Source organism: Alicyclobacillus sp. CIJ1 (assembly GCF_057538885.1).
The window spans coordinates 260,138-280,230 of sequence record NZ_BAAJPH010000063.1 but is presented as its reverse complement, the minus strand read 5'-3'; the positions used below and the strand labels follow the sequence as shown (position 1 = coordinate 280,230).

Here is a 20,093-nt window from a genome sequence, read left to right as displayed (position 1 = left end):
TTGAGCTCTAACTCGCAGGGATCCATCTCTCGGTTGACCCATGTCGGGCAACGTCGTATTCGACGTGCCTACCAACCTGACCAAGAACGTGGACATGGTGATCCAAGGCGGAATGCTGAGTCTCGCGCAAGCCACGGTTCAGTTGACCTAATTCCTACGGAATGCTCGTATCTTCCTGAAAAACGCCGCTCCTACGCAGGGCGGCGTTCTCTTGTACACGGTCCTCGTTTTCGCCACAACGCTCATTCGGCAGACGAGCCCGGGCCGCGCGCGGGCACTCATCACCTAGGACTTCGCCCGCGCCAAAAGCGTGACGGTCAAAAGGACACAACCCATGCCAAGTAGCGCTGCCCAGGTCAGGGGCTGATGCAGCACAGTCACAGCGAGCGCAGTCGCCGCCAGCGGCTCGCCGCTCGCGACGAGGCTCGCGTCCGCCGGCGTGATGTCGCGAAGGCTGGCCAAATACAAATAGAACGGGACGAGCGTGCCAAACAACACGACAAAGCCGACGAGAAACCACCCGCCAAAAGGCAGCGCAGGTATTCCGTTGTGAGGCAAGCCGATGGCCACCATGGCGGAACCGCCAATCAGCATCCCCCAGGCCGTGACCACCAGCGGGCCGAAAGTGGCAAGCAGCGGTACAGGATACAGCGTGTAGACGGCTACAGCGACGGCCGACAAAAGCCCCCAGATCACGCAGGCATCGGAGACCGCGAGCCGCCCGAGATGGCCGTCCGTGACCAAGAGAAAGCAACCTGACATGGCAAGCGCCGCGCAGATGGCTTCCAGATGCGAAGGCAGTCGACGAGATCGCGCGGCTCCATACGCGACAATGACGAGAGGGGCCATGTATTGGAGAACGGTGGCGGTTGCCGCATTTCCCGTCCGAATGGCGGCAAAGTAGGTGTACTGGACGCCGAGGAGTCCGGCGAGGCCAAAGATCGTCAACCGGAACGCGGACGCCCGGGATCGCCATGGCGCGCAAACCGCGGCCGGACCCGCGGTCCAACAGGCGGCAGCGAGGAGCAGCACGCCGGAGACTACCATTCGAACGGCGACGAGCCACGCCGGACCGACGTGATAGGCGTGGAACAAAACCTGTGCCGCTGTTCCGGAGACGCCCCACAATACGGAGCCGAGCAGCGCGAGCGAAATGCCTCGCCAACGGCGGAATCGATCCGTTTGTGCGACGGACCGCACGAGTTGTGCGATAGACAGGGTGTCGAACACGAACCTTCATCCTCTCTCCACTGTTCGGGATGGGCCGATGGAGACTCGGGCGCCTCAACCGTGGTGAAACTTGCGGTTCGATGACCGAGCATACATCAGCCATCCCCGCCCTCAAACCACGTGTACGCCTGGGGCTGATCCAACCACAAGACTGGGACGGTACAGTGGAGCCTCAAAGCCTCCGCAATACGGCGCATGCCCGGCGACTCGCTCGCCTGGTGACCGAGCCATAACACCGCGCGGGAAAGTCCCAGCTCGGCGGCATCGCGCGCGTACTCCATGGCCTCCCACTCCGGCCCCTCGCCGACCAACACCACATCGGCGCCCGTCTCTTGGAACACGTGGGCGACGAGATCGCCCGTGCCCCGGTAGCCGGGCAAAAGCGCGGCGCGGCGCACCACGTCAGCGCGTCCGGAGATGCGCACGCGCGGCAGGCCGAGCCGAGCGCACACCTCCCGCACCACGTCGTCCATAGGCCGGCCTTCCGGCCAGACGGAGACCGGCACGTCGCACGGCGCCGCAAGCCGCAGACGCACGTCCGCCGCCCACCCAAGCGCCTCCGCGAGCCCCTCGGCGATCCAGTCGGGCGCCGTGCGATGCGGCCGATCGTGCAGGCGATACACCGCGACGCCGAGATCGAGCAAGCGCCGCTTCTTCTGCGAAGCGACGGCGTCATTGGCGGGCGCATCGCCTTGGTGGCGAAAGAAGGCGCCCTCGTGGCTGAGCAGAAGATCAATCCCATTCGCCCGCGCCGCCTCCACGGCGGACACGGATGCGACAAACGTCACGCCGACGGCGCGCACCGGCGCCTCCGCATCCCCGCACACGAGGCCGTCGACGGAGATGGCCCGGTCATCGCAAGGCATCATCGATTCAACGGCCGCGATCACGTCTCGCACGCGCATGGAAACGCCCCCAGCGCAGGCCGCCATGGCCAGCGGTTCTCTCAGATGCTATGATAGATTGCAAACGAGCTTGGATGCCACTAGGGGAGCGAAAGCTGAGACGGGGGACACCCCGAACCCTTTGAACCTGACCTGGGTAATGCCAGCGTAGGAAAGTGGCGCATGGGACCCCTCCCGTGTTCCCCTTATGGCCTCCGGCAGAGGAGGCGTTTTCCATGTCCTTTTCCGCATCGCTCATTGCCATGTCCAATCCCATTCTCGACGCCATTGTGCGCCATCCGTTCGTGCGAGGAATCGCCGAAGGGAACCTTCCAAAAGAAGCGGCCATTCGCTACGTCAGCCAGGACGAGCCGTATCTGGAGACCTATCTGCGCGTCTTCGCGCATGCCGCGGCGCTCGCGCCAAGGCACGAAGACGTGGCCGACTTCCACGGGCGCATGGCGCTTCTCCTCGGCGGCGAAACCGAGGCGCACGACAACCTGCTTAGTTACGCGGGGGCGACGGCGCAGGACGTGGAGGGCTGGCCGAAGCTGCCCACGCTGCACCACTACGAGAGCCACCTCCTGGCCTCGGCGGCGCGCGGCGACTTCGCGGAACTCGTGGCGGCCATCCTGCCGTGCCATCACGTGTATGTCGAGATCGGCCAGCGGCTCGAACCCATCCTCGAGGAGCGGCCAGATCACCCCTTCGCGGCATGGATCCGCTTCTACGCCGATCCCGGCATGCAGGGCGCCACACACCGCCTGTTCGCGATGATCGATCGCGAGGCCGCCCACTTCTCGCCCGAGCGGGCTCGCCGGGTCGAGGCGGCGTTCGTCGCGAGCTGCCACCTCGAGTACCGGTTCTTCGACATGGCGTACCGCGGCGAGTCGTGGCTTCCCAAGGAGGCGGTGCAGGATGTTTCGACGCCCTGACGGCCACGTGGCGCGCATGCTGACCATCGCCGGATCCGACTCGGGCGGCGGCGCAGGCATCCAGGCGGACCTGAAGACGGCCCACCAGTTCGACGTGTACGGCATGAGCGTGCTCACCGCCGTCACCGCGCAGAACACTGTCGGTGTGCAGGCCGTGTATCCGCTGCCCGTGGACATCGTGCGCGCGCAGCTCGAGTCCGTGCGCGACGATTTGGGCTTTGACGCCATCAAGACGGGCATGCTAGGTCATCGAGCCGCTATTGACGCCGTCGCGGAAATCCTCGCGGGCGTCGACTGCCCCATCGTCGTGGACCCGGTGATGATCGCGAAAGGCGGCGAGGCGCTGCTCCATCCGGACGATGTCGCGGCCGTGATCGAGCGCATGTTGCCGCTCGCGTTCGTCGCGACGCCCAACGCGCCGGAGGCAGAGCGACTGACCGGCATCCCCATCCGCTCGCTCGCGGACGCGGCGCGGGCGGCCGAGGCGCTGGCAGGGCTCGGCGCGCAGTATGCCGTGGTCAAAGGCGGACATCTCGAAGGCGCGGGCCATCTCGCCATCGACGTGGTGTTCCACGACGGCACCTGGACGTTTTTCGCCGCCCCCCGCGTCCCGAGCCACAAGACTCACGGCACCGGCTGTACATTTTCGTCCGCCATCGCCGCTGCCCTTGCCCGCGGTGCTCGGCCGCTCGAGGCCATCGCCGCGGCGAAGTCGTACATCTCGCGCGCCATCGCGGCGGCCGCGGACTGGGACGTCGGCCGCGGGCATGGGCCCACGGATCACAGCCAATCCCCTGTCTGGCCGGAGCGGGTGGAGGCCGGGCGGATGTACGTGTTCGATGGCCACCAGTTTGCCGAGACCGCTCCTCCACTCTGAGATTTGGCTCAGCCGAAGGGAGATTTGCACATGCAGATGGGACAATGGCTCCAGCGCGTGCGCGAGGAGCGCCCGCTCGTCCACAACATCACGAACTTGGTCGTGACGAACGTTGCAGCCAACACTCTACTCGCGCTCGGCGCCTCGCCCGTCATGGCGCACGCGCACGAGGAGGTCGCGGACATGGTTGCCATCGCCCAGGCGCTCGCGCTCAACCTGGGCACGCTCGACCCGTACGTCGTGACGAGCATGGATCTCGCGAGCGAAGCTGCGAACCGCCGCGGCGTGCCGATTGTGCTCGATCCCGTCGGGGCCGGCGCCACGCCGTACCGCACCCACGCGGCGATGCGGCTCCTCGAGGCGCGGAACATCCAGGTTCTGCGCGGCAATCAGGGCGAGATCGGCGTCATCACGGGCGCGGGCGGCGAGGTGGCGGGCGTCGACGCCAAGGCTGCCGGGACCGGACTGGTCGACGCCATGATGCGGTTCGCGGGCGATCGCGGCCTCGTCGTCGCGGCGACGGGAGAGCGGGACCTCGTCACGGACGGCGAGGTGGTATACCAGCTCGAAAACGGCCATCCGTGGGAAGCGGCCATCACCGGATCCGGGTGCTCGCTGACGGCCGTGATCGGCGCTTTTGTGGCCGTCTCGGATGGGACCAAGGGCGGGCTCCTCGAGGCGACCGTCGCCGCCATCACGTGTTTCAACGTGGCGGCCGAGATGGCAGCCGAGGGCGCGAGCGGACCGGGGAGCTTTCAGGTTCGGCTGCTTGACGCGCTATACGCCGTGACCCCAGGCGACGTCGACGCCCGGGCGCGCATTCGGAAAGGATGAGTGGGATGACAAGGCGGGACTGGACGGACAAGCTCCGCGTGTATCTCGTGACGGACGACCGCCCGGACCACGAGGAGGTCGCGGCCATCGTGGAGCAGGCGCTCGCGGGCGGCGTGACTTGCGTGCAGTTGCGGCGCAAACAGGAGGACGGCGGGCCCATGCTCAAGCTCGCCCTTCGCCTGCGGGAGCTCGCGTCCGCCCACGGCGCGCTCTTCATCGTGAACGACCGGCTCGACATCGCCCTTTTGTCGGGCGCGGACGGGGTGCACGTGGGACAGACGGACCTCCCCGCCTCCCTCGTGAAATCTCGCTTTCCCGAGCTCGTCGTCGGCGTTTCTGCGCGATCCGTCAGCGAAGCGGTGCAGGCCGAACAGGACGGCGCCGATTACCTCGGCGTCGGATCCGTGTATCCCACGGCGACCAAAGGCGACGCCGTCCTCACGGGCCTGGATGTGCTCGCCGCCTGCAAGCGCGCCGTCCGCATTCCCATCGTCGGCATCGGCGGCATCACCGTCGAGCGGGCGCCGGAGGTCATGGCTGCAGGCGCAGACGGCGTCGCGGTCGTATCAGCCATCATGTCGGCGCCCGACCCGAAAGCTGCGGCCGCGGCGTTGGCGCAGCGGACATCCTTGTGAGCCCGTTTTGCGCGCCAAACGCTCGGTCGCGCTGCAAGTCCCAGAGTTGTCGATACACGCCGCCCTGCCGCAGAAGCGCGGCGTGCGTCCCCCGCTCCACCACGCGACCGCCCTGCATCACCAGGATGTCGTCCATCCGCTCAAGCCCCACCAGCCGGTGGGTGATCCAAACGACCGTCCTTCCTTCCGTCGCGCGGAAGAACGCATCCACGAACGCCCGCTCCGTCTCGACGTCGAGCGAAGCGGTCGGTTCGTCGCAGAGCACAACTTCCGCGCCGCGGAGCACGGCCCGCGCGAGGGCGATGCGCTGGCGCTCGCCGCCCGAAAGCGCGAAGCCTCGATCTCCCACGACGGTGGACAGGCCATCCGGCAAGCGCGCCACGAGATCTTCAATTTGCGCGACCTCGAGCGCCCGCGCGATGTCCTCGTCCGTCGCGTCGGGGCGCGCTAAGAGGAGGTTCTGCCTCAGGGACGTGTGGAACAGATACGCGTCCTGCGGCACCGCGGTCACGAGTCGGCGAAGATCCGCGTCCGACCACGCCTCGATGGGGCGCCCGAACCAGCGGATGTCGCCCTCTTCGATGGGGATGAGACCCAGGGCGGCCTCGAGCAGCGTCGTCTTCCCCGCGCCGCTGTCCCCGACGATCGCGACGCGCTGGCCGCGCTTGACCTCGAGATCGATTCCCTGGAGGGCCCAAAGAGCGCCGCGGCGACAGCTAAGCCCCTTGATGGACAGGACCGTGTTTGCGGAGGAAACGTCGCCCTCGCACATCGCCGCTTCCGGCTCCGGGTCCCGGCGGCGCACGGCGAGAGGCGCGGCCCCTGCCAACCGAGAGGCGGACACGGCCATTTCGCGCGCCTCCGCGTGAATGGATCCGAGCGCGAGCCACGGTTCAAACGAGGCCACGGCGGCGAGCGCGATGGCAGCCATCAGGGTGCCGGGCAGATACGCCGCGAGGTGCAGGCGAATGGCTTCCGCGAGCAGGCCGCCGACGGTCGCCATGGCCGCCGCAAACGACAGTCCTTCTGCCGCCGCCTTCGCCGCATCGAGCCTCGCAGTGAAGGCATCTTCCTTCGCTTCAGCTTCCCAAAGCCGCGCAAGCGCCCGGCCCGCCTCCCCGTGCGCCAGCACCTCCTCCAGCCCGCGGACGAGATCGTCCAGGGCGGCCGTGCGGGCGCGCCGCAGGGCGTCTCGAGCTTTCTGCCACCGGGCCGTCAGCGCATGCAGCAGTCCCGGCAGGATCACACCCACCAGGAGCACGCCAGCGGTAAAGATGGCCGTAAGTCGCGGATTGATCCGCCAAAGCCACACTGCGGTGACGGCGCTCGCGCCCGTGGCACTCACCAGCGGAAGCGCCAGGCGGAGAAGCAGATTCTGCAGCCGATCCATGTCCGCGAGGACGAGATCGAGCGCCTCACCCGTCCTGCGCCCGAGCCACGCGTCGGGTTGAGCGTCCAGATGGGCGAAGACGAGCGCACGAAGCCGCGCCCCCAGGCGCAAAATGGCGTCGTGCGAGACGAGTCGGTCCAGGTAGCGCATGGCCGCCCGGCTCGTGCCGAAGAACCGCACGGCGACAATCGGCACCCAGAGCATCAGGATGGTGGGCGGGCGAAGCGCCGACGCCGAGATGAGATACCCGGCCGTGGCCATCATCGCCGTGGCCGCAAGCGCAGTGCCCATCGACAGGCCCAAGCTGCCGAGCAGGCGACCCCGCGCCGGGCGCAGCCAGCGACGCATCCAACGAAGGTGGCGCATCATGCGGACACCTCCTCGCCGCGGTACCGGCGGACCATCGCTCGAAAGGCGCCGTTTGCCTGGAGCAGCGCCTCCGGCCGCCCCTCCTCGATGACGCGGCCTCCGTCCAACACGAGCACGCGGTCCGCCGCGAGCGCGAGGCTCAGCCGATGCGCGACGGCGAGCGACGTGCGCTCCTTCAGCCACGGCAAAAGCCGCTCTTCAAGCGCGCGCTCGGTGGCGAGATCGAGCGATCTCGTCGGCTCGTCGAGCAGCGCCACGGCCGGCCTCCGGAGGACCAGACGCGCCAGGGCCAGCCGCTGCCGCTCGCCGCCCGAAAGCTGCACCCGCTCGCCGTCGAGCTCCGCGCGGACGCCGCCAGGCAACCGCTCGACGACCTCGTCAAGCCCCGACATCCAAAGCGCCTCCCGAATCTCCTCGTCGGATCGCGCCTCGTTCCACGTGAGATTGTCGCGCATCGTCGCGTGAAACCACGCCGGCTCCTGCGCGACGAGACCCAGATGACCGCGAAACACGCCGAGATCGATCTCGTCGAGCGGCACGCCGCCGACCAGCACCTCGCCTGACTCCGGCCGGATGAAGCCGAGCAGCACGGCGAGGAGCGTGCTCTTGCCCGCGCCGCTCGGCCCGACGACTGCGACCAGCTCGCGCGGGCCAATCCGGAACGAGACGTCCTGAAGCGCGGGCTTCGCGGCGCCGGGGTAGCGGACCGTGACGTGACGAAACTCGATGGTGACGCCCTTAGGGCTCAAAAGCGGCGTCCGGCCTCCGTCGCGCGCTGGCATGGCCGGTATGGGCGTCTCAAGCACCTCGCGATGCCGCTCGAGCATCGCCACGCCGTCCCGCGCTGCGTGATACTGGGCACCCGCCGTGCGAATCGGCAAGTAATACTCCGGCGCGAGCAGGAGCAGCACGAGCGCCGCGGCGAAATCCATGTGGCCGCTCAAGAGGCGGATGCCGAGCGAGACGGCCACGAGGCCGATGCTCACCATGGTAAAAAGCTCCGTCACGAGCGAGGACAGAAATGCGAGCCGGAGCACCTTCATCGTCGTCCGCCGGTAGTCGTCCGCCACGTGCTCAATGATCTCCACCTGCGCTCGGCTGCGCCCGAACACTTTCAGCGTCCAAAGCCCGCGAACCACGTCGAGGAAATGGCCGCCGAGCCGTTCGAGGGCCTCAAACCGCCTGTCGGTGGCCTTCTGCGCCGCCTGTCCCACGAGGACGAGCAGCAGCACCATGAAAGGCACCGTCCCCGCAAGAATGACCGCCGTCAACCGATCCTCGATCGCGGCAAACGCGAGGATGGCCATCGGAACGGCCGCAGAAGCGGCGGCTTGCGGGAGGTAGCTCGCGAGATACGCGTCCATTCCGTCGATCCCGTCCGTGAGCCACGTCCGCCACGCTCCGGCCGGATGGCGGCGCACCGCCACCGGCCCAAGCGCAGCCATTTGCTCCACCATCTCGCGCCGAATGCGCCGTTTGACATGCGAGGCGAAGCGCTGAGACAGCCACTTGGCGGCTGCCATCAGGAGCGCTCTCGCCGCAATGACGGCGAAGAACGCGGTGAGCGCGGCGAGCCACGCGTGTGACCCGTTCGCACGCGGGAATACAGAACTCACAACCCGCGACAGGTACCACGCCTGCGGCAGCACCATGAGCCCCGCGAGCGCGGACGCGGCGGATGCGAGCAGAAACGTACGTCGTTCCTGGCGCGTCGCGACAGGCAGGTGACGAGTGACGGAACGCATGGGCTTCACCTTCGTTCCTCAGTATTCGAGCGGATGATCGCTCGACAGACGCTTCCGGAACACCCAGTAACTCCATCCCTGGTACAGGAGCACGAACGGCACCACCGTCAGCGCGACAATGGTCATCACCTTCAGGGAATACGGATTCGACGCCGTGTTGTAAATCGTCAGGCTCCAGGCCGGGTTCAGCGAGCTGACCATCACCCGCGGGAACAGGTCCATGAACACCGTGATGGTGGAAAGAACGATGGTCAGCCCCGTCATGAAGAACGCCCACCCGTCCCGCTTTGCGCGAATGAAGAACTGGACCGAGAACAGGGCCAAGCCGGCGAGGATGGGCACGACGCCCGGGTCGATGCCTCGGCGAGTGAACATGTCCGTCTCGAGATAGCTCAGCACGACGAACAGGAAGGTGAGCGCCGTCGCCCAGGCGCCCACGGCCATGGCGGCGGCACGAGCCCTCTCCTGCAGCACGCCGGACGTTCTGAGCGAGATAAAGAGCGCCCCGTGCAAAACGAAGAGGAGCGTCATGCTCACCCCGCCCAGGACGGAGTACAGGCTGATGAGATCCCAGAACGATCCGACGTAGTTCTTGTGCTGATCAATCGGGACGCCGTGCATCATGTTGGCGAGGGCAATGCCCCAAAGGAGTGGTGGCAACAGGCTGCCGCCGAAGATGACCCAGTCCCAGAACCTCCGCCAAGCCGGATGTTCCACCTTGCTCCGAAACTCGAAGGCGACACCTCGCCCGATGAGCGCCACCAGGAGCAGAAAGAGCGCCATGTAAAATCCGCTGAACAGCGTGGCATACCAGCCGGGAAAGGCGGCGAACATCGCCCCGCCCGCCGTGATGAACCACACCTCGTTGGCATCCCAGAACGGCCCGATGGTGTTGATGAGCAGCCTGCGTTCCTTATCCGTCTTGCCGAGAAACGGGACCAGGATGCCCACCCCGTAGTCGAAGCCCTCGAGGAAGAAGAAACCGATGAACAACACGGCGATGATCGCAAACCAGAACGATTCAAGCGTCATCTCGCGCACCTCCTAAGGCTCGTCGCACGCCTATCAAAGCGCCACCGGCGAAAGCGACTCGGATTCATCGCCGTGATCGTCTTCCACCGGCCCTTGTCGCACGACGCGCGCGATGAGGAACAGGTCCACCGCGGCAAGAAGACCGTAGAGCACCGTGAAGACAATGAGCGTGGTGAGCACCTCGCCCGCGGACACGGTCGGTGACACCCCGTCTCGCGTCAGCTGCAGGCCGTACACCACCCACGGCTGCCGCCCCATTTCGGTCATGATCCAGCCCATGGTGTTCGCAATGAAGGGCAAGGACGTGGCCCAGAGCATCCACTTCAGGTAGCGCCGGCTAGGAACCAATCGATTGCGAATGATCCGCCACACGCCCCATGCGGAGGCGAGGAACATCAGAGCACCGGCGAAGACCATGATGCGGAAGCTCCAAAAGATCACCGGGACGTCGGGAATGTAATTGCCCGCGCCATATCTCGCCTGCATCTGTTGCTGGAGCTCGAGGATGCCGGGCACGCTGCCGTACAACCGGTTGTAAGAGAGCACGCTGAGGAGGTACGGGATCTGAATCATCCACGTGTTCTTGTGCGCGCCAGCGTGGATGATGGCGAACAGCGTCCACGGGGCCGGGCTGCCACTGGTCTGCCAGAGCGCCTCCGAAGCCGCCAGCTTCATTGGCTGGGACACGAGGAGATACTGCGCCTGCTCGTGCCCGACGACCATCACGAGAAAGCTCGCGGCCACGGCCACGATGGATGCAATCGCGAAGCTCGGCTGGAACACTTCGATGTGGCGCTTGCGCAACAGTTGATACGCACTGATGCCCATCACGACGAACGCGCCGGTCACGAGCGACCCGAGAAACACGTGCGGAAACTCGTACCAGAGCTGCGGGTTAGTGATGAGCGCCCCGAAGCTCGACATCTCTGCGTGGCCGTCCTTCAACGTGTAGCCCACCGGGTGCTGCATGAAGGCATTCGCGGTCAGGATCCAGAACGCCGAAAGCGTGGTCCCGATGGCCACCAGCCAGATGGACGCCACGTGCATGCGCTTCGAGAGCTTATCCCATCCGAACATCCAGACGCCGAGAAACGTAGATTCGAGGAAAAATGCGAGCAGCGACTCAATCGCGAGCGGCGCACCAAACACGTCGCCCACAAAGCGGGAATAGTTCGCCCAGTTCATGCCGAACTGAAACTCCTGCAGAATGCCCGTCACCACGCCCACCGCGAAGTTGATGAGAAAGATCTTCCCCCAGAACTTGGCCATCTGTTTGTAACGATCGTCCTTTTTGGCGACGTACAAGGTCTCCATGATGGCAATCAGGTACACGAGACCGATGGTCACCGGGACAAAGAAGAAGTGGTACACCGTCGTAATGCCAAACTGCCATCGCGCCAACGCGACTTCACTCGGCATGTGCTCTCCCCCTTAGACTCGTGATCACGAGTGAAAATCTGGAGCGCTCCTTACATCTGGATCGTATCACCATGCGCTTCGAAAAAAATGCGCTCTGCGTGCAGGTTTTTGAACAAACCGCGGCGCGAGCTTGAACAGTTTGTAACGGCCCTTCTATGGTTTAGTCCCCCAAAAAAAGAGCCGCTCGAAGGCCCCTCCTTGAGCCCTTCGAGCGGCATCGTCCGCCGTGGCTTATCCCGCGTGTTCCTCTGTCTCTTCGCTGCGAAAATACTCCTCGCCCTTCAGTTTCACTTCCGGCAGGAAGAACGTGCCGATGAACGTGAGCGCGGAAAAGACCAACCCGACCAAGAACAGCTGTTGGATCCCGTAGGTCAACGACAGCTTGACGGCCTGCATCAGCTGGTGATACAGTGCTTCACCGGCCGGACCGAGCCGATCGAATTCGGCAGCAATCGCCTTCTGCGCCTGCGACGTGAGCAGCGCCTGCGGGTTGAGCGATCCCATGTTCGATTTCATCGTCGACAGAGAAGGCGGAAGCAATTCGCCAAGTTTGCGCGAAAACGCGTGGTTCAGCACCGTTCCGAACACGGGTGACGCAATCACGCCGCCGAGCGAACTCACGAACTGCTGGCTCGCGTTTACCGTCCCCATCACGCGATACGGAAAGGCGTTTTGCACCGCCATGTTCATGAGCGGCATCAAGGCGCCAATGCCTAGGCCCAGGACGACCATGTCCACCATGATGGTGGGCCACGACGTGTGCACGTCAATTCGGTTCAACAGGATGGAACCCACGACAATGACGGCGCCCGAAAGCCACGCCACATAGCGATACCGCCCCGTCTTGGACATCACCTGTCCAGAAACCATACTCCCAACCATGAACCCGCCCATCATCGGCGTCATGATCCAACCGCTGTTCTGCGCGTTCAGGCCGATCACGCCCTGCACAAAAATGGGCAGGTACATCAGGCTTCCGAACATCGCCATGCCCACGAGCAACTGCAGCACGAGCGACGTGGTGAACACCCGGTTGCGAAACAGCCACGGCGCGACGAGCGGATCCGGCGCACGCATCTCCCAGAAGACGAACGCCACCAGGACCAGCGCACCACCGGCCAACATGCCGACGATTTCAAGCGATCCCCACGGATACTTGCTCCCCGCCCAGGTCAGCGCGAGAAGGATGGGCACGAGTCCGACGGTGAGGAGCGCCGCCCCCTGCCAATCGACCTTGACCTGATCCTTGGTCCGAACCGTGGGCAGCGCGAACACCACGCCGACGATGGCGACGACGACAAACGGCAGATTGACGTAAAACACCCATCGCCACGACCAGTTGTCTGTGATAAACCCCCCGATGGCCGGCCCGACAATGCTCGAGAGCCCAAACACAGCCATCATCACGCCCATCCAACGCGCGCGCTCCTTCGGCGAGAAGATGTCGCCGATGGTTGCCCGCGGCATGCTCATCATGGCCCCAGCGCCGACGCCTTGCACCGCGCGGGCCCAGACGAGTTCCAACATACTGTGGGCCTGGCCCGAGATGGCGGATCCGATGCCAAACATCACGAGCCCGAACAAATAAAACGGCTTACGCCCAAACACGTCCGACAGCTTTCCGTAGATGGGCACCGTGATGGACGACGTGATCATGTACGCAGTGAACACCCACGTGTACAGGTTCAGCCCGTGCAAGTCACTGATGACCGTCGGCATGGCCGTGGACACGACGGTCTGATCCAGCGACGAGAAGAACATGGTCACGAGCACGGTGGCAAACGCCCACCACTTGCGCGACCCGGTGATCTGATTCGTCCTCTGCACCTCATACGAAGCGCTCAAGTTCATACCTCCTGACGAGGAGTCTCTTCCCCGTACGATTCGCCGCACGATTGGATCCGTAGCTGCTTCGCAGCAGCAACCATGGTCTCAAGCGCCGAGACGCACTGCTCAAACGCCCCAGGTTCAATCCGCGACACCATCTGCCGCATCATCTCGAACCACGCCTGCTCCACCTCGGCGAGCTTGGCGCGCCCGGCCTCCGTCAGTTCAATCACGACCACCCGCCTGTCTTCCTCGTCCCGGACCCGAGAGACGTAGCCGTGATGCTCGAGGCGGTCAATCATCACGGTGATGGCGCTCGGCGTCACCTCCAGCCGCTCCGCGAGCTGCGACACCTTGAGCCGCCCTTCGCGCCGGATCATCTGCATGGTGAAAAACTGACCCGCGGTGAGGCCCGTGTGCAGGCGGTTCAGCAAATGCGGGCCGAACTCCTGCGCCAGTACGCCGAGCGATTGTGCAAACCGCTGGGTCAGCGCATCCATGTCCCCTCTCATCCGCGATCCTCCTGATGTTCAATCGTTCAAATCGCCAAATCTTTATAACGAGCTAATCTTTCTACCGTTTAACATTTACATTGTATAAATGTCTCGCGATCGCGTCAAGTCGACGCGATCGGACACGCATCGCGCCCCGCCTATGGTACGATGGCCCAAACGGAATTGCGGCCACGCTCGAGCGCGTGGGGATGGGAGGATGGCCGATGGATTACCACATTCACGGCACCACCATGCAGACTCTCGAGGTTCGGCTCGAACCGGGAGAAAGCGTGTTTTCGGAGGCGGGGTGCCTGCTCTCGATGACGCCCGGCACGTACATGGAGACGCGGGCGCCGGGCGGCCTTGCCGGCATGTTTCGGCGGGCGCTGAGCGGCAACAGCGTATTTCTCACCTACTATCGCGCAGCGCGAGGCGAATCCGTGGTGCAGTTCACCACGCGCATGCCTGGGCACATCCTCGCGCTGCCGCTGCGCCAATATGGACGCGTGATCGCAGAACGGCACAGCTTTCTCTGCGCGGAATCGACGGTGGACTACGGCGTGGAAGTCACGCTCAACATCGGCCGGTTTCTCGGCGGCAACGGCCTGGCGCTGACCCACCTGGCAGGCGACGGGATGGCGTTTCTTTCGATTGACGGCGAGATCGTCGAGCGCGATCTCGCCCGGGGCGAGAGCCTCCTCGTTCATCCCGGCCACATCGCGGCGTTCACCGACGGGATCGACTACCGCGTCCAACTCATGCAGGGCGTCGCCAACATGCTGTTCTCGGGAGACGGGCTGTTCCTGGTGGAGCTGACGGGGCCGGGGCGCGTGTGGCTGCACTCGGTCACCGTGCACAATCTGGTCCACATCATTCAGGAGTACTGGGGATCGCCGCGCTGACGCTGAGGCGCACGGCCCCCGTGTGCGGATCGCGAAACGGGCGCGCATCCACGCGAAAGACGGCGCGCAGAAGCTCAGGCGTGAACACCTCGTCGGGCGATCCGTCGGCGACCAGCCGGCCACGGTGCAGGCAGACCGTGCGGTGACAGTGAGCGAGAGCGAGTTCCAGATGGTGAAGGGCGATGATGACCAGGCGGCCTTCCCCGGCGAGGGCGCGCAGCCTGGCCAGGATGTCGAGCTGATAATGGATGTCGAGGCTCGCGATGGGCTCGTCCAGGAGCAAAATCGGCGCCTCCTGGGCCAGGCAGCGTGCAATGGCCGCCCGCTGTCGCTCGCCCCCGGAAAGATTCGCGAGCGGCGTGTCTTGGTACCCCACGAGCCCCATCACGGCGAGCGCGTCGTCCACCGCGGCCGCGTCCCCCCTGCCAAGCACACCGCGCGGCGCGTGGCTGTATCGCCCCATCTCGACAAACTCGCGCACGGTAAAGGGAATGTCGTCCGCGAGAAACTGCGGCAGATACGCCACGCGGCGAGCGCGCCAGCTGGGTTCGCGCGCATGGACGGGCTCGCCCATGACCTGAACTGCGCCGCCCGTCGGGCGAAGCACGCCTGCCATCGCGCGCAGGAGCGTGGTCTTGCCCGCGCCGTTGGGGCCCACCAGGCCCACCATTTCACCTGGGACAAATTCCGCGCAGATGTCCCGCAGAATGGGATGGCAGTCGAGATGCTGGATCTGGATCATAGGCCCGCGTCCCTTCCACGGCCATGTCGGTACAACAGGTAGAGAAAAAAGGGCACGCCGAGGCACGACGTCACAATGCCGACGTTCAATTCCGCCGGCTGAACCGCGGTCCGGCCGACGAGATCGGACAGCGTGAGCAGCACTGCGCCGCCCAGGGCGGATGCGGCGAGGAGCGGCCGGTGATTCGGGCCCATGAGGCGCCGCAGGATATGCGGCACGATGAGGCCGATAAACGAGATGACGCCCGTCGTGCTCACGGCCACCGCCACGATGAGCGCCGCCACGGCGAGGGATACGCGCTTGATGCGCTCCACGTCCACGCCCACCGCCTCCGCGTGCTCCTCGCCCGTCGTGAGAATGTCGTACGCAAAGGCGAGGCGCAAAAAGACGGGCATGGCTAGCGCGTTGACGGCCGCAACCGTCGCGGCCTCCGTCCAGTTCGATCCGTCCAGGCCGCCGAACAGCCAAAACATCATCTGCTGCATCTCCTGGAGTGGGGATAGGTCGAGGATGGCCGTGATGATGGCGCTGCAGAGCGAACTCAGGGCGACGCCCGCGAGAAGCAGCCGGTACATGTCGGTGCGCCGCGCGCTCGTCGCAAGCCGGTACATGATAGCAGCCACCGCCAGGCCAAAAGCGAAGGCCAAGGCGGGCGTGGCCACTTGGGTGCGCGCGGCGAGCCCCGTCGAGACGGCGATCACGGCCCCGAGCGCGCCGCCGCTCGACACGCCGATGACGCCCGGGTCCGCCATGGGGTTGCGCAGGATGGCCTGAAGCACAGCCCCTGAGAGCGCGAGCGCGGATCCCGCCAACACGGCCACGACGAGCCGAGGCCAGCGAATGGCCCCCACGACCACCGCATCAAGACCGCGATGGCCTGCGAAGTACGCCCACGTGTCGGCCGGGATCTGCCAAAAGGGGATGATCACAGGCCCGATGCCGATTTCAAGCGCGGCCGAGGCGAGGAGCGTGAAGGCAAGCGCTCCAAAGGCCCAGGCGCGGCGCCTGGTCATGCCATCACCTTCGGCGCCTTCAGGTGTGCTGTGGGATGCAGCACCTTCGCGACGTCGTACACGGCGCGGACGACATACTGTGACACCGAGGAGATATCGGCGCTGTTGATGGCGTACAGGTGATGCTCGCGCACCGCGGTGACCGACTGGAGCGCCGGATCGGAGGCGAGTTTCTTCAGGAAGGCCGCGTCGTCGGACGAGTCGATGATCACGTCCGGGTTCCACTTGACAATCTGCTCGTCCGTGATCTTCTGCCACCCGTTCAAGATGTGCGCCACGTTCACGCCGCCCGCGTCGCGGATGATGTCGTCGACGGTCGTGTCGCGCCCGGCCGTATAGCCGTACGAGCCGTAGTCGAGAACGGTGGGCCGCGGTTGGCCCTGAACCGCGCCTTCGATTTGTGCGATGTCTTGCTTCATGTTGGCGACGACCGCATTGGCCTTGGCGGGCTCGCCGACGAGGCGGCCGACCGTCAGGATGTTCCGCTCGATGTCGGCGATGGAGTTGAAGTCATTCAGGCTGAACACATACATGGGTACGCCGGCCTGGTGAAGTTGATTGAGCACGGTCTTCGTGACGTAGCCCGCTTCCAGGACGAGATCGGGATGGACGGCCAGCGCCTGCTCTGGGTCGTCCCCGCTCCAAGCGGGAATCCCCTTGACCTGGGCGACCACATTCGAGTACTCGGGATTGGACGCCATCGTCGTCACGAGCGCAATGCGAGATTTAGGGACGAGGGACACGAGGATCTCGTCTGTGCCCTCCGAACCGGACACGATGTGCATCGGCTGGTGTTTCAGGGTGACGGTGTTCCCCATGTCGTCCTTCACGGTCATGGGATACGAGATGGCAGACGCTGCGCTCGAATTCGTGGTGAGGCTGTTTTGCGTGGCCTGCGGCGTGCCGCAACCTGAGACGGTGGCGCCGAGCGCAAGCGCCACAGCCAGCGCCGTTCCTTGGAACAACGGACGTTTCAACACGTGTGGACCCCCCAATCTGTGCGTGGAGCGGTCCCATTCGAAGAAATGGCGGACGTAAATGCCCGCGCGCGTGCACGCGCCTTTCCTCGAAGGGCGCCCGCGTGTCGCTGGGCAGGTCTCCTGGCTCACAGGTCTTCGTCCGCGCGCCTTCCCACCCAGACGGCAGTGGCGTCGCGGCTTGGCTCGATAGAGCCCGCTTTCCTGTTCACAGTGGCGGGACCGCGCCGGACTCTCACCGGCTTCCCTATTCTCTTCGCCGCGTTGCCGCGCGAAGCACCCAGCGACATGGATCGAGTTTCATCGTAGATGCGGGCGGATGGCTTGTCAAACGGCATGCGTGTCACACAATGCGGTTGACACACGTCTCCAGAAAAAAAAAGGAGGTCATGCGCATGTGGGGAAAGGTCGCGTTGCTTGCCGCTTGCCTCGCCACGAGCGCCCCTGTCGCGGCTGCGGCTGTCGGCTCTGGAAGCTCGGGGCCCCTCCGAGCGAGCGTGAGCCCATCTTCTTCCCATCCGCCGATTCCTGCGGCGCAGGAGATGCGCAGCGTGTCCATCACCGCAGGCCTGGCGGGAGTCAGGTATGAGCCCATCCACCCCGCCCAAGTCGAGGCGGAAATCGCGAAATGGATGAAGCAGGCCCGACCCGTGCAGGTGAACATCCCGAAGCTTCCCGGCCCACCTATCATTGTGAACGCCAATATCGATCCGCCTGAGGTGTTCCTCACACTCGCGTCCGGCGCAACCGCCACGCTGATGCCGACCACCTACTTCTCAGGCCGGGGCGAACCGCTGTCCAAGGACATCCAGCACGTGCCAGACGTCGTGACGTTCACCGAAGGATCGCGCACGTGGTACCTGAGGTCCGCGCCGCTGTACACCTGGCTGATGGACGGCGGCTGGCAGCGCGACTTCCAGCTGGCGCATTGAATCCTCGGTCGGATACGAAACCTCGGGCGGAAGCGACCTAAACCTTGACGCGCGCCAGGGAAGTGTCCTGGCGCGCCGGTCCGTCACTTGCCGTCGCGAAAGACGACGGGGCTGTGCTCGTACGCGATCTCGTCCACGCCTGCGCGCGCGTTTGCGGCGCGGGCCATGACAAACAACAGATCCGACAGGCGATTCAGAAAGCGCAGGGCCGCTTCCGGCACGGGTTCCTGCGCGGCGAGGCGCCACGCCTCCCGCTCCGCACGCCGGACGACCGTGCACGCCAAATGGAGCGCCGCCCCCGCAGGGCTTCCCTGTCGCAACACAAACTGCGTGAGCGGCGGCCCCTCTTCCTGATACTTGTCGATGAGGGGTTCGAGATCGTCCACCCACGACGGATCGACCTTCGGCACGTAATCCTTTGCGGAAGGCGGTGCCGCCAAATCCGCACCCACGTCCCACAAACGCTGCTGTAACCAGACCGCGAGACGGCGCATGTCCGACAACTGCTCGTCCTGCATGAGACTCGCGGCGAGCCCAAGCGCCGCGCACGCTTCATCCACCGCGCCGTACGCTTCGATGCGCCTGTCGCCCTTGTGCCTGCGTTCGCCGCCGATGAGGGCGGTGGTGCCGCCATCGCCCCCGCGCGTGTACAGCCTCATGTGACATCCCTCCCTGACCTTGCTCGTTCCGAAAACATCGCGGTGCCCTCGAGCACGTCGAGCCCCGCCCTCAGGATGGGCCACGCCATGAGCGCGCCCGAGCCCTCGCCCACGCGCAGGCCGAGGTCCAGCAGGGGACGCTTGCGGAGCTCGCCGAGCAAGAGCGCGTGCGCCGGTTCCGGCGACAGGTGGCCCGCAATCAGAAAATCGCGGACGCCGGGGCGCGCGCGTTCTGCCCACAGGGCGCAGGCGCCGACGAGCACGCCGTCCAGGAGAACCGGCAGCCCGATGGCGGCGGCCTCGAGAATGGCGCCGCAGATGGACGCCAGCTCCAGGCCGCCCAGGTGCGCGAGCCCGGCCAGCCAGCGCGCGTCACCCGCCGGAAACGAGAGCTCGCGCTCGCCCCATACGGTGAGTGCGGTGCGCACCACGAGGCGCTTCTCGGCGAGCGCCTGCTCGCGAATGCCCGTGCCCGTCCCGACGACGAGATCGACATCGACGCCGAGGAGCCAAGCGGAGAGCGCGCTGGCCGCGGTCGTGTTGCCGATGCCCATCTCGCCGAGGATCACGAGATCCGCGCCGTCCTCGCGCGCGTCGCGCACGGCCTGCATGCCAATCCGAATCGCCTCCGCGCACTCGTCGAGGGTCATCGCTGGCCCGCGCGTGAAGTCGCGAGTGCCGGCGGCCACCTTGCTCCGCCGAACGTCCGGATGGCTGGGCGTGGACACCATGCCGACGTCGTAGACGCGCCAAGGGACCCCAAACGATCTCGCCAACACCGTGGACACGCTGCGGCCGGAGGCGATGTGGTTCACCATCTCCTCCGTCACGTGCTGGCCGTAGCGCGAGATGGGGCGGTCCTTGGCCACGCCGTGATCGCCCGCGAACAGCAGAAAGAACGGGCGGCGGACGCGCGGATGCTCCGTGGCCTGGATGGCCGCGATGTCGCAAAGCACGGGTTCGAGGGAGCCGAGACTGCCCGTAGGTTTGGCGAGCGCGTCGAGCCGCGCTTGAAGCTTCGCCCGCCACGACGCATGGACGTGGCGCGGCGAGGGCAAATGCAGGTCCCTTTGCGCCAAGATCTCCACTCCTCCGCTGGACGTCTTCCTCCGATGTACCAGAACGCACTGGGATGTGCAACGCCGATCGCGAAATCGGCAGATGATGTGCGAGTTTCGCTGGAATTGTGCTAGAATA

Annotated in this window: 19 protein-coding genes and 2 riboswitches; of the genes, 6 read left to right on the top strand and 13 right to left on the bottom strand. The window is 65.5% G+C overall.

The genetic code is table 11. The features are described from left to right. Window positions 1-285: 285 nt before the first annotated feature. Both AC27E8_RS02810 and AC27E8_RS02805 read right to left on the bottom strand, forming a co-directional pair. Window positions 286-1,230 carry an EamA family transporter gene (locus AC27E8_RS02810; RefSeq protein WP_487099347.1) on the bottom strand — a complete coding sequence of 315 codons (945 nt, stop codon included), beginning with the start codon at window positions 1,228-1,230 and terminating at the stop codon, window positions 286-288. Between the two features lie 95 nt (window positions 1,231-1,325). Next, complete coding sequence (locus AC27E8_RS02805; protein WP_487099348.1) at window positions 1,326-2,135, bottom strand: Nif3-like dinuclear metal center hexameric protein; 810 nt, start codon at window positions 2,133-2,135, stop codon at window positions 1,326-1,328. A gap of 72 nt (window positions 2,136-2,207) precedes the next feature. Beyond that, a riboswitch (TPP riboswitch) is annotated at window positions 2,208-2,306 on the top strand. A 44-nt stretch (window positions 2,307-2,350) separates the two neighbouring features. Between AC27E8_RS02805 and tenA the strand changes: the two genes are divergently transcribed. Genes tenA through thiE form a run of 4 tightly spaced genes read left to right on the top strand, consistent with a single transcriptional unit; the run spans window position 2,351 to window position 5,395 of the window. Then, entirely contained in the window at window positions 2,351-3,049 is a 699-nt protein-coding gene (gene tenA / locus AC27E8_RS02800; protein ID WP_487099349.1) for a thiaminase II, read from the top strand. Next, window positions 3,033-3,926, top strand: coding sequence for a bifunctional hydroxymethylpyrimidine kinase/phosphomethylpyrimidine kinase (gene thiD, locus AC27E8_RS02795; protein ID WP_487099350.1), 894 nt, complete (start codon window positions 3,033-3,035; stop codon window positions 3,924-3,926). Before tenA ends, thiD begins: the two co-directional genes overlap by 17 nt. Before the next feature lie 36 nt (window positions 3,927-3,962). Next, entirely contained in the window at window positions 3,963-4,760 is a 798-nt protein-coding gene (gene thiM, locus AC27E8_RS02790; protein WP_487099578.1) for a hydroxyethylthiazole kinase, read from the top strand. Between the two features lie 5 nt (window positions 4,761-4,765). Next, entirely contained in the window at window positions 4,766-5,395 is a 630-nt protein-coding gene (gene thiE, locus AC27E8_RS02785) for a thiamine phosphate synthase (RefSeq protein WP_487099351.1), read from the top strand. Here the strand turns inward: thiE and cydC are convergent. The 6 genes from cydC to AC27E8_RS02755 form a co-directional block, all read right to left on the bottom strand. After that, window positions 5,334-7,154, bottom strand: a complete 1,821-nt coding sequence (gene cydC / locus AC27E8_RS02780; protein ID WP_487099352.1) for a thiol reductant ABC exporter subunit CydC — start codon at window positions 7,152-7,154, stop codon at window positions 5,334-5,336. The two genes, thiE and cydC, sit on opposite strands and share 62 nt — an antisense overlap. Next, window positions 7,151-8,899: a thiol reductant ABC exporter subunit CydD gene (gene cydD / locus AC27E8_RS02775; RefSeq protein WP_487099579.1), complete on the bottom strand. Its 1,749-nt coding sequence runs from the start codon at window positions 8,897-8,899 to the stop codon at window positions 7,151-7,153. Before cydD ends, cydC begins: the two co-directional genes overlap by 4 nt. Before the next feature lie 18 nt (window positions 8,900-8,917). Then, on the bottom strand, window positions 8,918-9,931 hold the full coding sequence (gene cydB / locus AC27E8_RS02770; protein ID WP_487099353.1) for a cytochrome d ubiquinol oxidase subunit II: 1,014 nt from the start codon (window positions 9,929-9,931) through the stop codon (window positions 8,918-8,920). A 33-nt stretch (window positions 9,932-9,964) separates the two neighbouring features. Next, the gene (locus AC27E8_RS02765; protein ID WP_487099354.1) at window positions 9,965-11,350 is read right to left on the bottom strand and encodes a cytochrome ubiquinol oxidase subunit I; all 1,386 of its coding nucleotides are present in this window, start codon (window positions 11,348-11,350) and stop codon (window positions 9,965-9,967) included. Window positions 11,351-11,581: 231 nt separating this feature from the next. Continuing rightward, on the bottom strand, window positions 11,582-13,201 hold the full coding sequence (locus AC27E8_RS02760; RefSeq protein WP_487099355.1) for an MDR family MFS transporter: 1,620 nt from the start codon (window positions 13,199-13,201) through the stop codon (window positions 11,582-11,584). Further along, window positions 13,198-13,689 (bottom strand): MarR family winged helix-turn-helix transcriptional regulator, encoded by a 492-nt coding sequence (locus tag AC27E8_RS02755; protein ID WP_487099356.1) that lies wholly within the window; start codon window positions 13,687-13,689, stop codon window positions 13,198-13,200. Before AC27E8_RS02755 ends, AC27E8_RS02760 begins: the two co-directional genes overlap by 4 nt. A 206-nt stretch (window positions 13,690-13,895) precedes the next feature. Between AC27E8_RS02755 and AC27E8_RS02750 the strand changes: the two genes are divergently transcribed. After that, on the top strand, window positions 13,896-14,573 hold the full coding sequence (locus AC27E8_RS02750) for a TIGR00266 family protein (protein ID WP_487099357.1): 678 nt from the start codon (window positions 13,896-13,898) through the stop codon (window positions 14,571-14,573). Here the strand turns inward: AC27E8_RS02750 and AC27E8_RS02745 are convergent. The 3 genes from AC27E8_RS02745 to AC27E8_RS02735 are packed head-to-tail and all read right to left on the bottom strand — an operon-like array spanning window position 14,542 to window position 17,308. Further along, window positions 14,542-15,315 carry an ABC transporter ATP-binding protein gene (locus tag AC27E8_RS02745; protein ID WP_487099358.1) on the bottom strand — a complete coding sequence of 258 codons (774 nt, stop codon included), beginning with the start codon at window positions 15,313-15,315 and terminating at the stop codon, window positions 14,542-14,544. The genes AC27E8_RS02750 and AC27E8_RS02745 overlap by 32 nt on opposite strands. After that, on the bottom strand, window positions 15,312-16,328 hold the full coding sequence (locus AC27E8_RS02740) for a FecCD family ABC transporter permease (protein ID WP_487099359.1): 1,017 nt from the start codon (window positions 16,326-16,328) through the stop codon (window positions 15,312-15,314). The genes AC27E8_RS02745 and AC27E8_RS02740 overlap by 4 nt, the downstream gene beginning before the upstream one ends. Continuing rightward, window positions 16,325-17,308 (bottom strand): ABC transporter substrate-binding protein, encoded by a 984-nt coding sequence (locus AC27E8_RS02735; RefSeq protein WP_487099360.1) that lies wholly within the window; start codon window positions 17,306-17,308, stop codon window positions 16,325-16,327. Before AC27E8_RS02735 ends, AC27E8_RS02740 begins: the two co-directional genes overlap by 4 nt. Window positions 17,309-17,401: 93 nt before the next feature. Continuing rightward, window positions 17,402-17,604, bottom strand: a riboswitch (cobalamin riboswitch). Window positions 17,605-17,700: 96 nt separating this feature from the next. Between AC27E8_RS02735 and AC27E8_RS02730 the strand changes: the two genes are divergently transcribed. Beyond that, window positions 17,701-18,237, top strand: a complete 537-nt coding sequence (locus tag AC27E8_RS02730) for a hypothetical protein (protein ID WP_487099361.1) — start codon at window positions 17,701-17,703, stop codon at window positions 18,235-18,237. Window positions 18,238-18,320: 83 nt separating this feature from the next. On the opposite strand, the gene AC27E8_RS02725 is transcribed toward AC27E8_RS02730, so the two are convergent. Both AC27E8_RS02725 and cobT read right to left on the bottom strand, forming a co-directional pair. Next, window positions 18,321-18,896, bottom strand: coding sequence for a cob(I)yrinic acid a,c-diamide adenosyltransferase (locus AC27E8_RS02725; protein WP_487099362.1), 576 nt, complete (start codon window positions 18,894-18,896; stop codon window positions 18,321-18,323). After that, a complete protein-coding gene (gene cobT, locus AC27E8_RS02720; RefSeq protein ID WP_487099363.1) occupies window positions 18,893-19,984 on the bottom strand; it encodes a nicotinate-nucleotide--dimethylbenzimidazole phosphoribosyltransferase in 1,092 nt (363 codons plus the stop codon). Before cobT ends, AC27E8_RS02725 begins: the two co-directional genes overlap by 4 nt. Window positions 19,985-20,093 lie beyond the last annotated feature (109 nt).

Bases quoted from the DNA above. Each gene is read 5' to 3' on its own strand.
- AC27E8_RS02805 (WP_487099348.1), bottom strand. From the start codon at position 2,135: ATGCGCGTGCGAGACGTGATCGCGGCCGTTGAATCGATGATGCCTTGC.
- AC27E8_RS02745 (WP_487099358.1), bottom strand. From the start codon at position 15,315: ATGATCCAGATCCAGCATCTCGACTGCCATCCCATTCTGCGGGACATC.
- AC27E8_RS02765 (WP_487099354.1), bottom strand. From the start codon at position 11,350: ATGCCGAGTGAAGTCGCGTTGGCGCGATGGCAGTTTGGCATTACGACG.
- AC27E8_RS02725 (WP_487099362.1), bottom strand. From the start codon at position 18,896: ATGAGGCTGTACACGCGCGGGGGCGATGGCGGCACCACCGCCCTCATC.
- AC27E8_RS02750 (WP_487099357.1), top strand. From the start codon at position 13,896: ATGGATTACCACATTCACGGCACCACCATGCAGACTCTCGAGGTTCGG.
- thiE (WP_487099351.1), top strand. From the start codon at position 4,766: ATGACAAGGCGGGACTGGACGGACAAGCTCCGCGTGTATCTCGTGACG.
- tenA (WP_487099349.1), top strand. From the start codon at position 2,351: ATGTCCTTTTCCGCATCGCTCATTGCCATGTCCAATCCCATTCTCGAC.
- thiD (WP_487099350.1), top strand. From the start codon at position 3,033: ATGTTTCGACGCCCTGACGGCCACGTGGCGCGCATGCTGACCATCGCC.
- AC27E8_RS02755 (WP_487099356.1), bottom strand. From the start codon at position 13,689: ATGAGAGGGGACATGGATGCGCTGACCCAGCGGTTTGCACAATCGCTC.
- cydC (WP_487099352.1), bottom strand. From the start codon at position 7,154: ATGATGCGCCACCTTCGTTGGATGCGTCGCTGGCTGCGCCCGGCGCGG.
- AC27E8_RS02760 (WP_487099355.1), bottom strand. From the start codon at position 13,201: ATGAACTTGAGCGCTTCGTATGAGGTGCAGAGGACGAATCAGATCACC.
- cydD (WP_487099579.1), bottom strand. From the start codon at position 8,899: ATGCGTTCCGTCACTCGTCACCTGCCTGTCGCGACGCGCCAGGAACGA.
- AC27E8_RS02740 (WP_487099359.1), bottom strand. From the start codon at position 16,328: ATGACCAGGCGCCGCGCCTGGGCCTTTGGAGCGCTTGCCTTCACGCTC.
- AC27E8_RS02730 (WP_487099361.1), top strand. From the start codon at position 17,701: ATGTGGGGAAAGGTCGCGTTGCTTGCCGCTTGCCTCGCCACGAGCGCC.
- thiM (WP_487099578.1), top strand. From the start codon at position 3,963: ATGGGACAATGGCTCCAGCGCGTGCGCGAGGAGCGCCCGCTCGTCCAC.
- cydB (WP_487099353.1), bottom strand. From the start codon at position 9,931: ATGACGCTTGAATCGTTCTGGTTTGCGATCATCGCCGTGTTGTTCATC.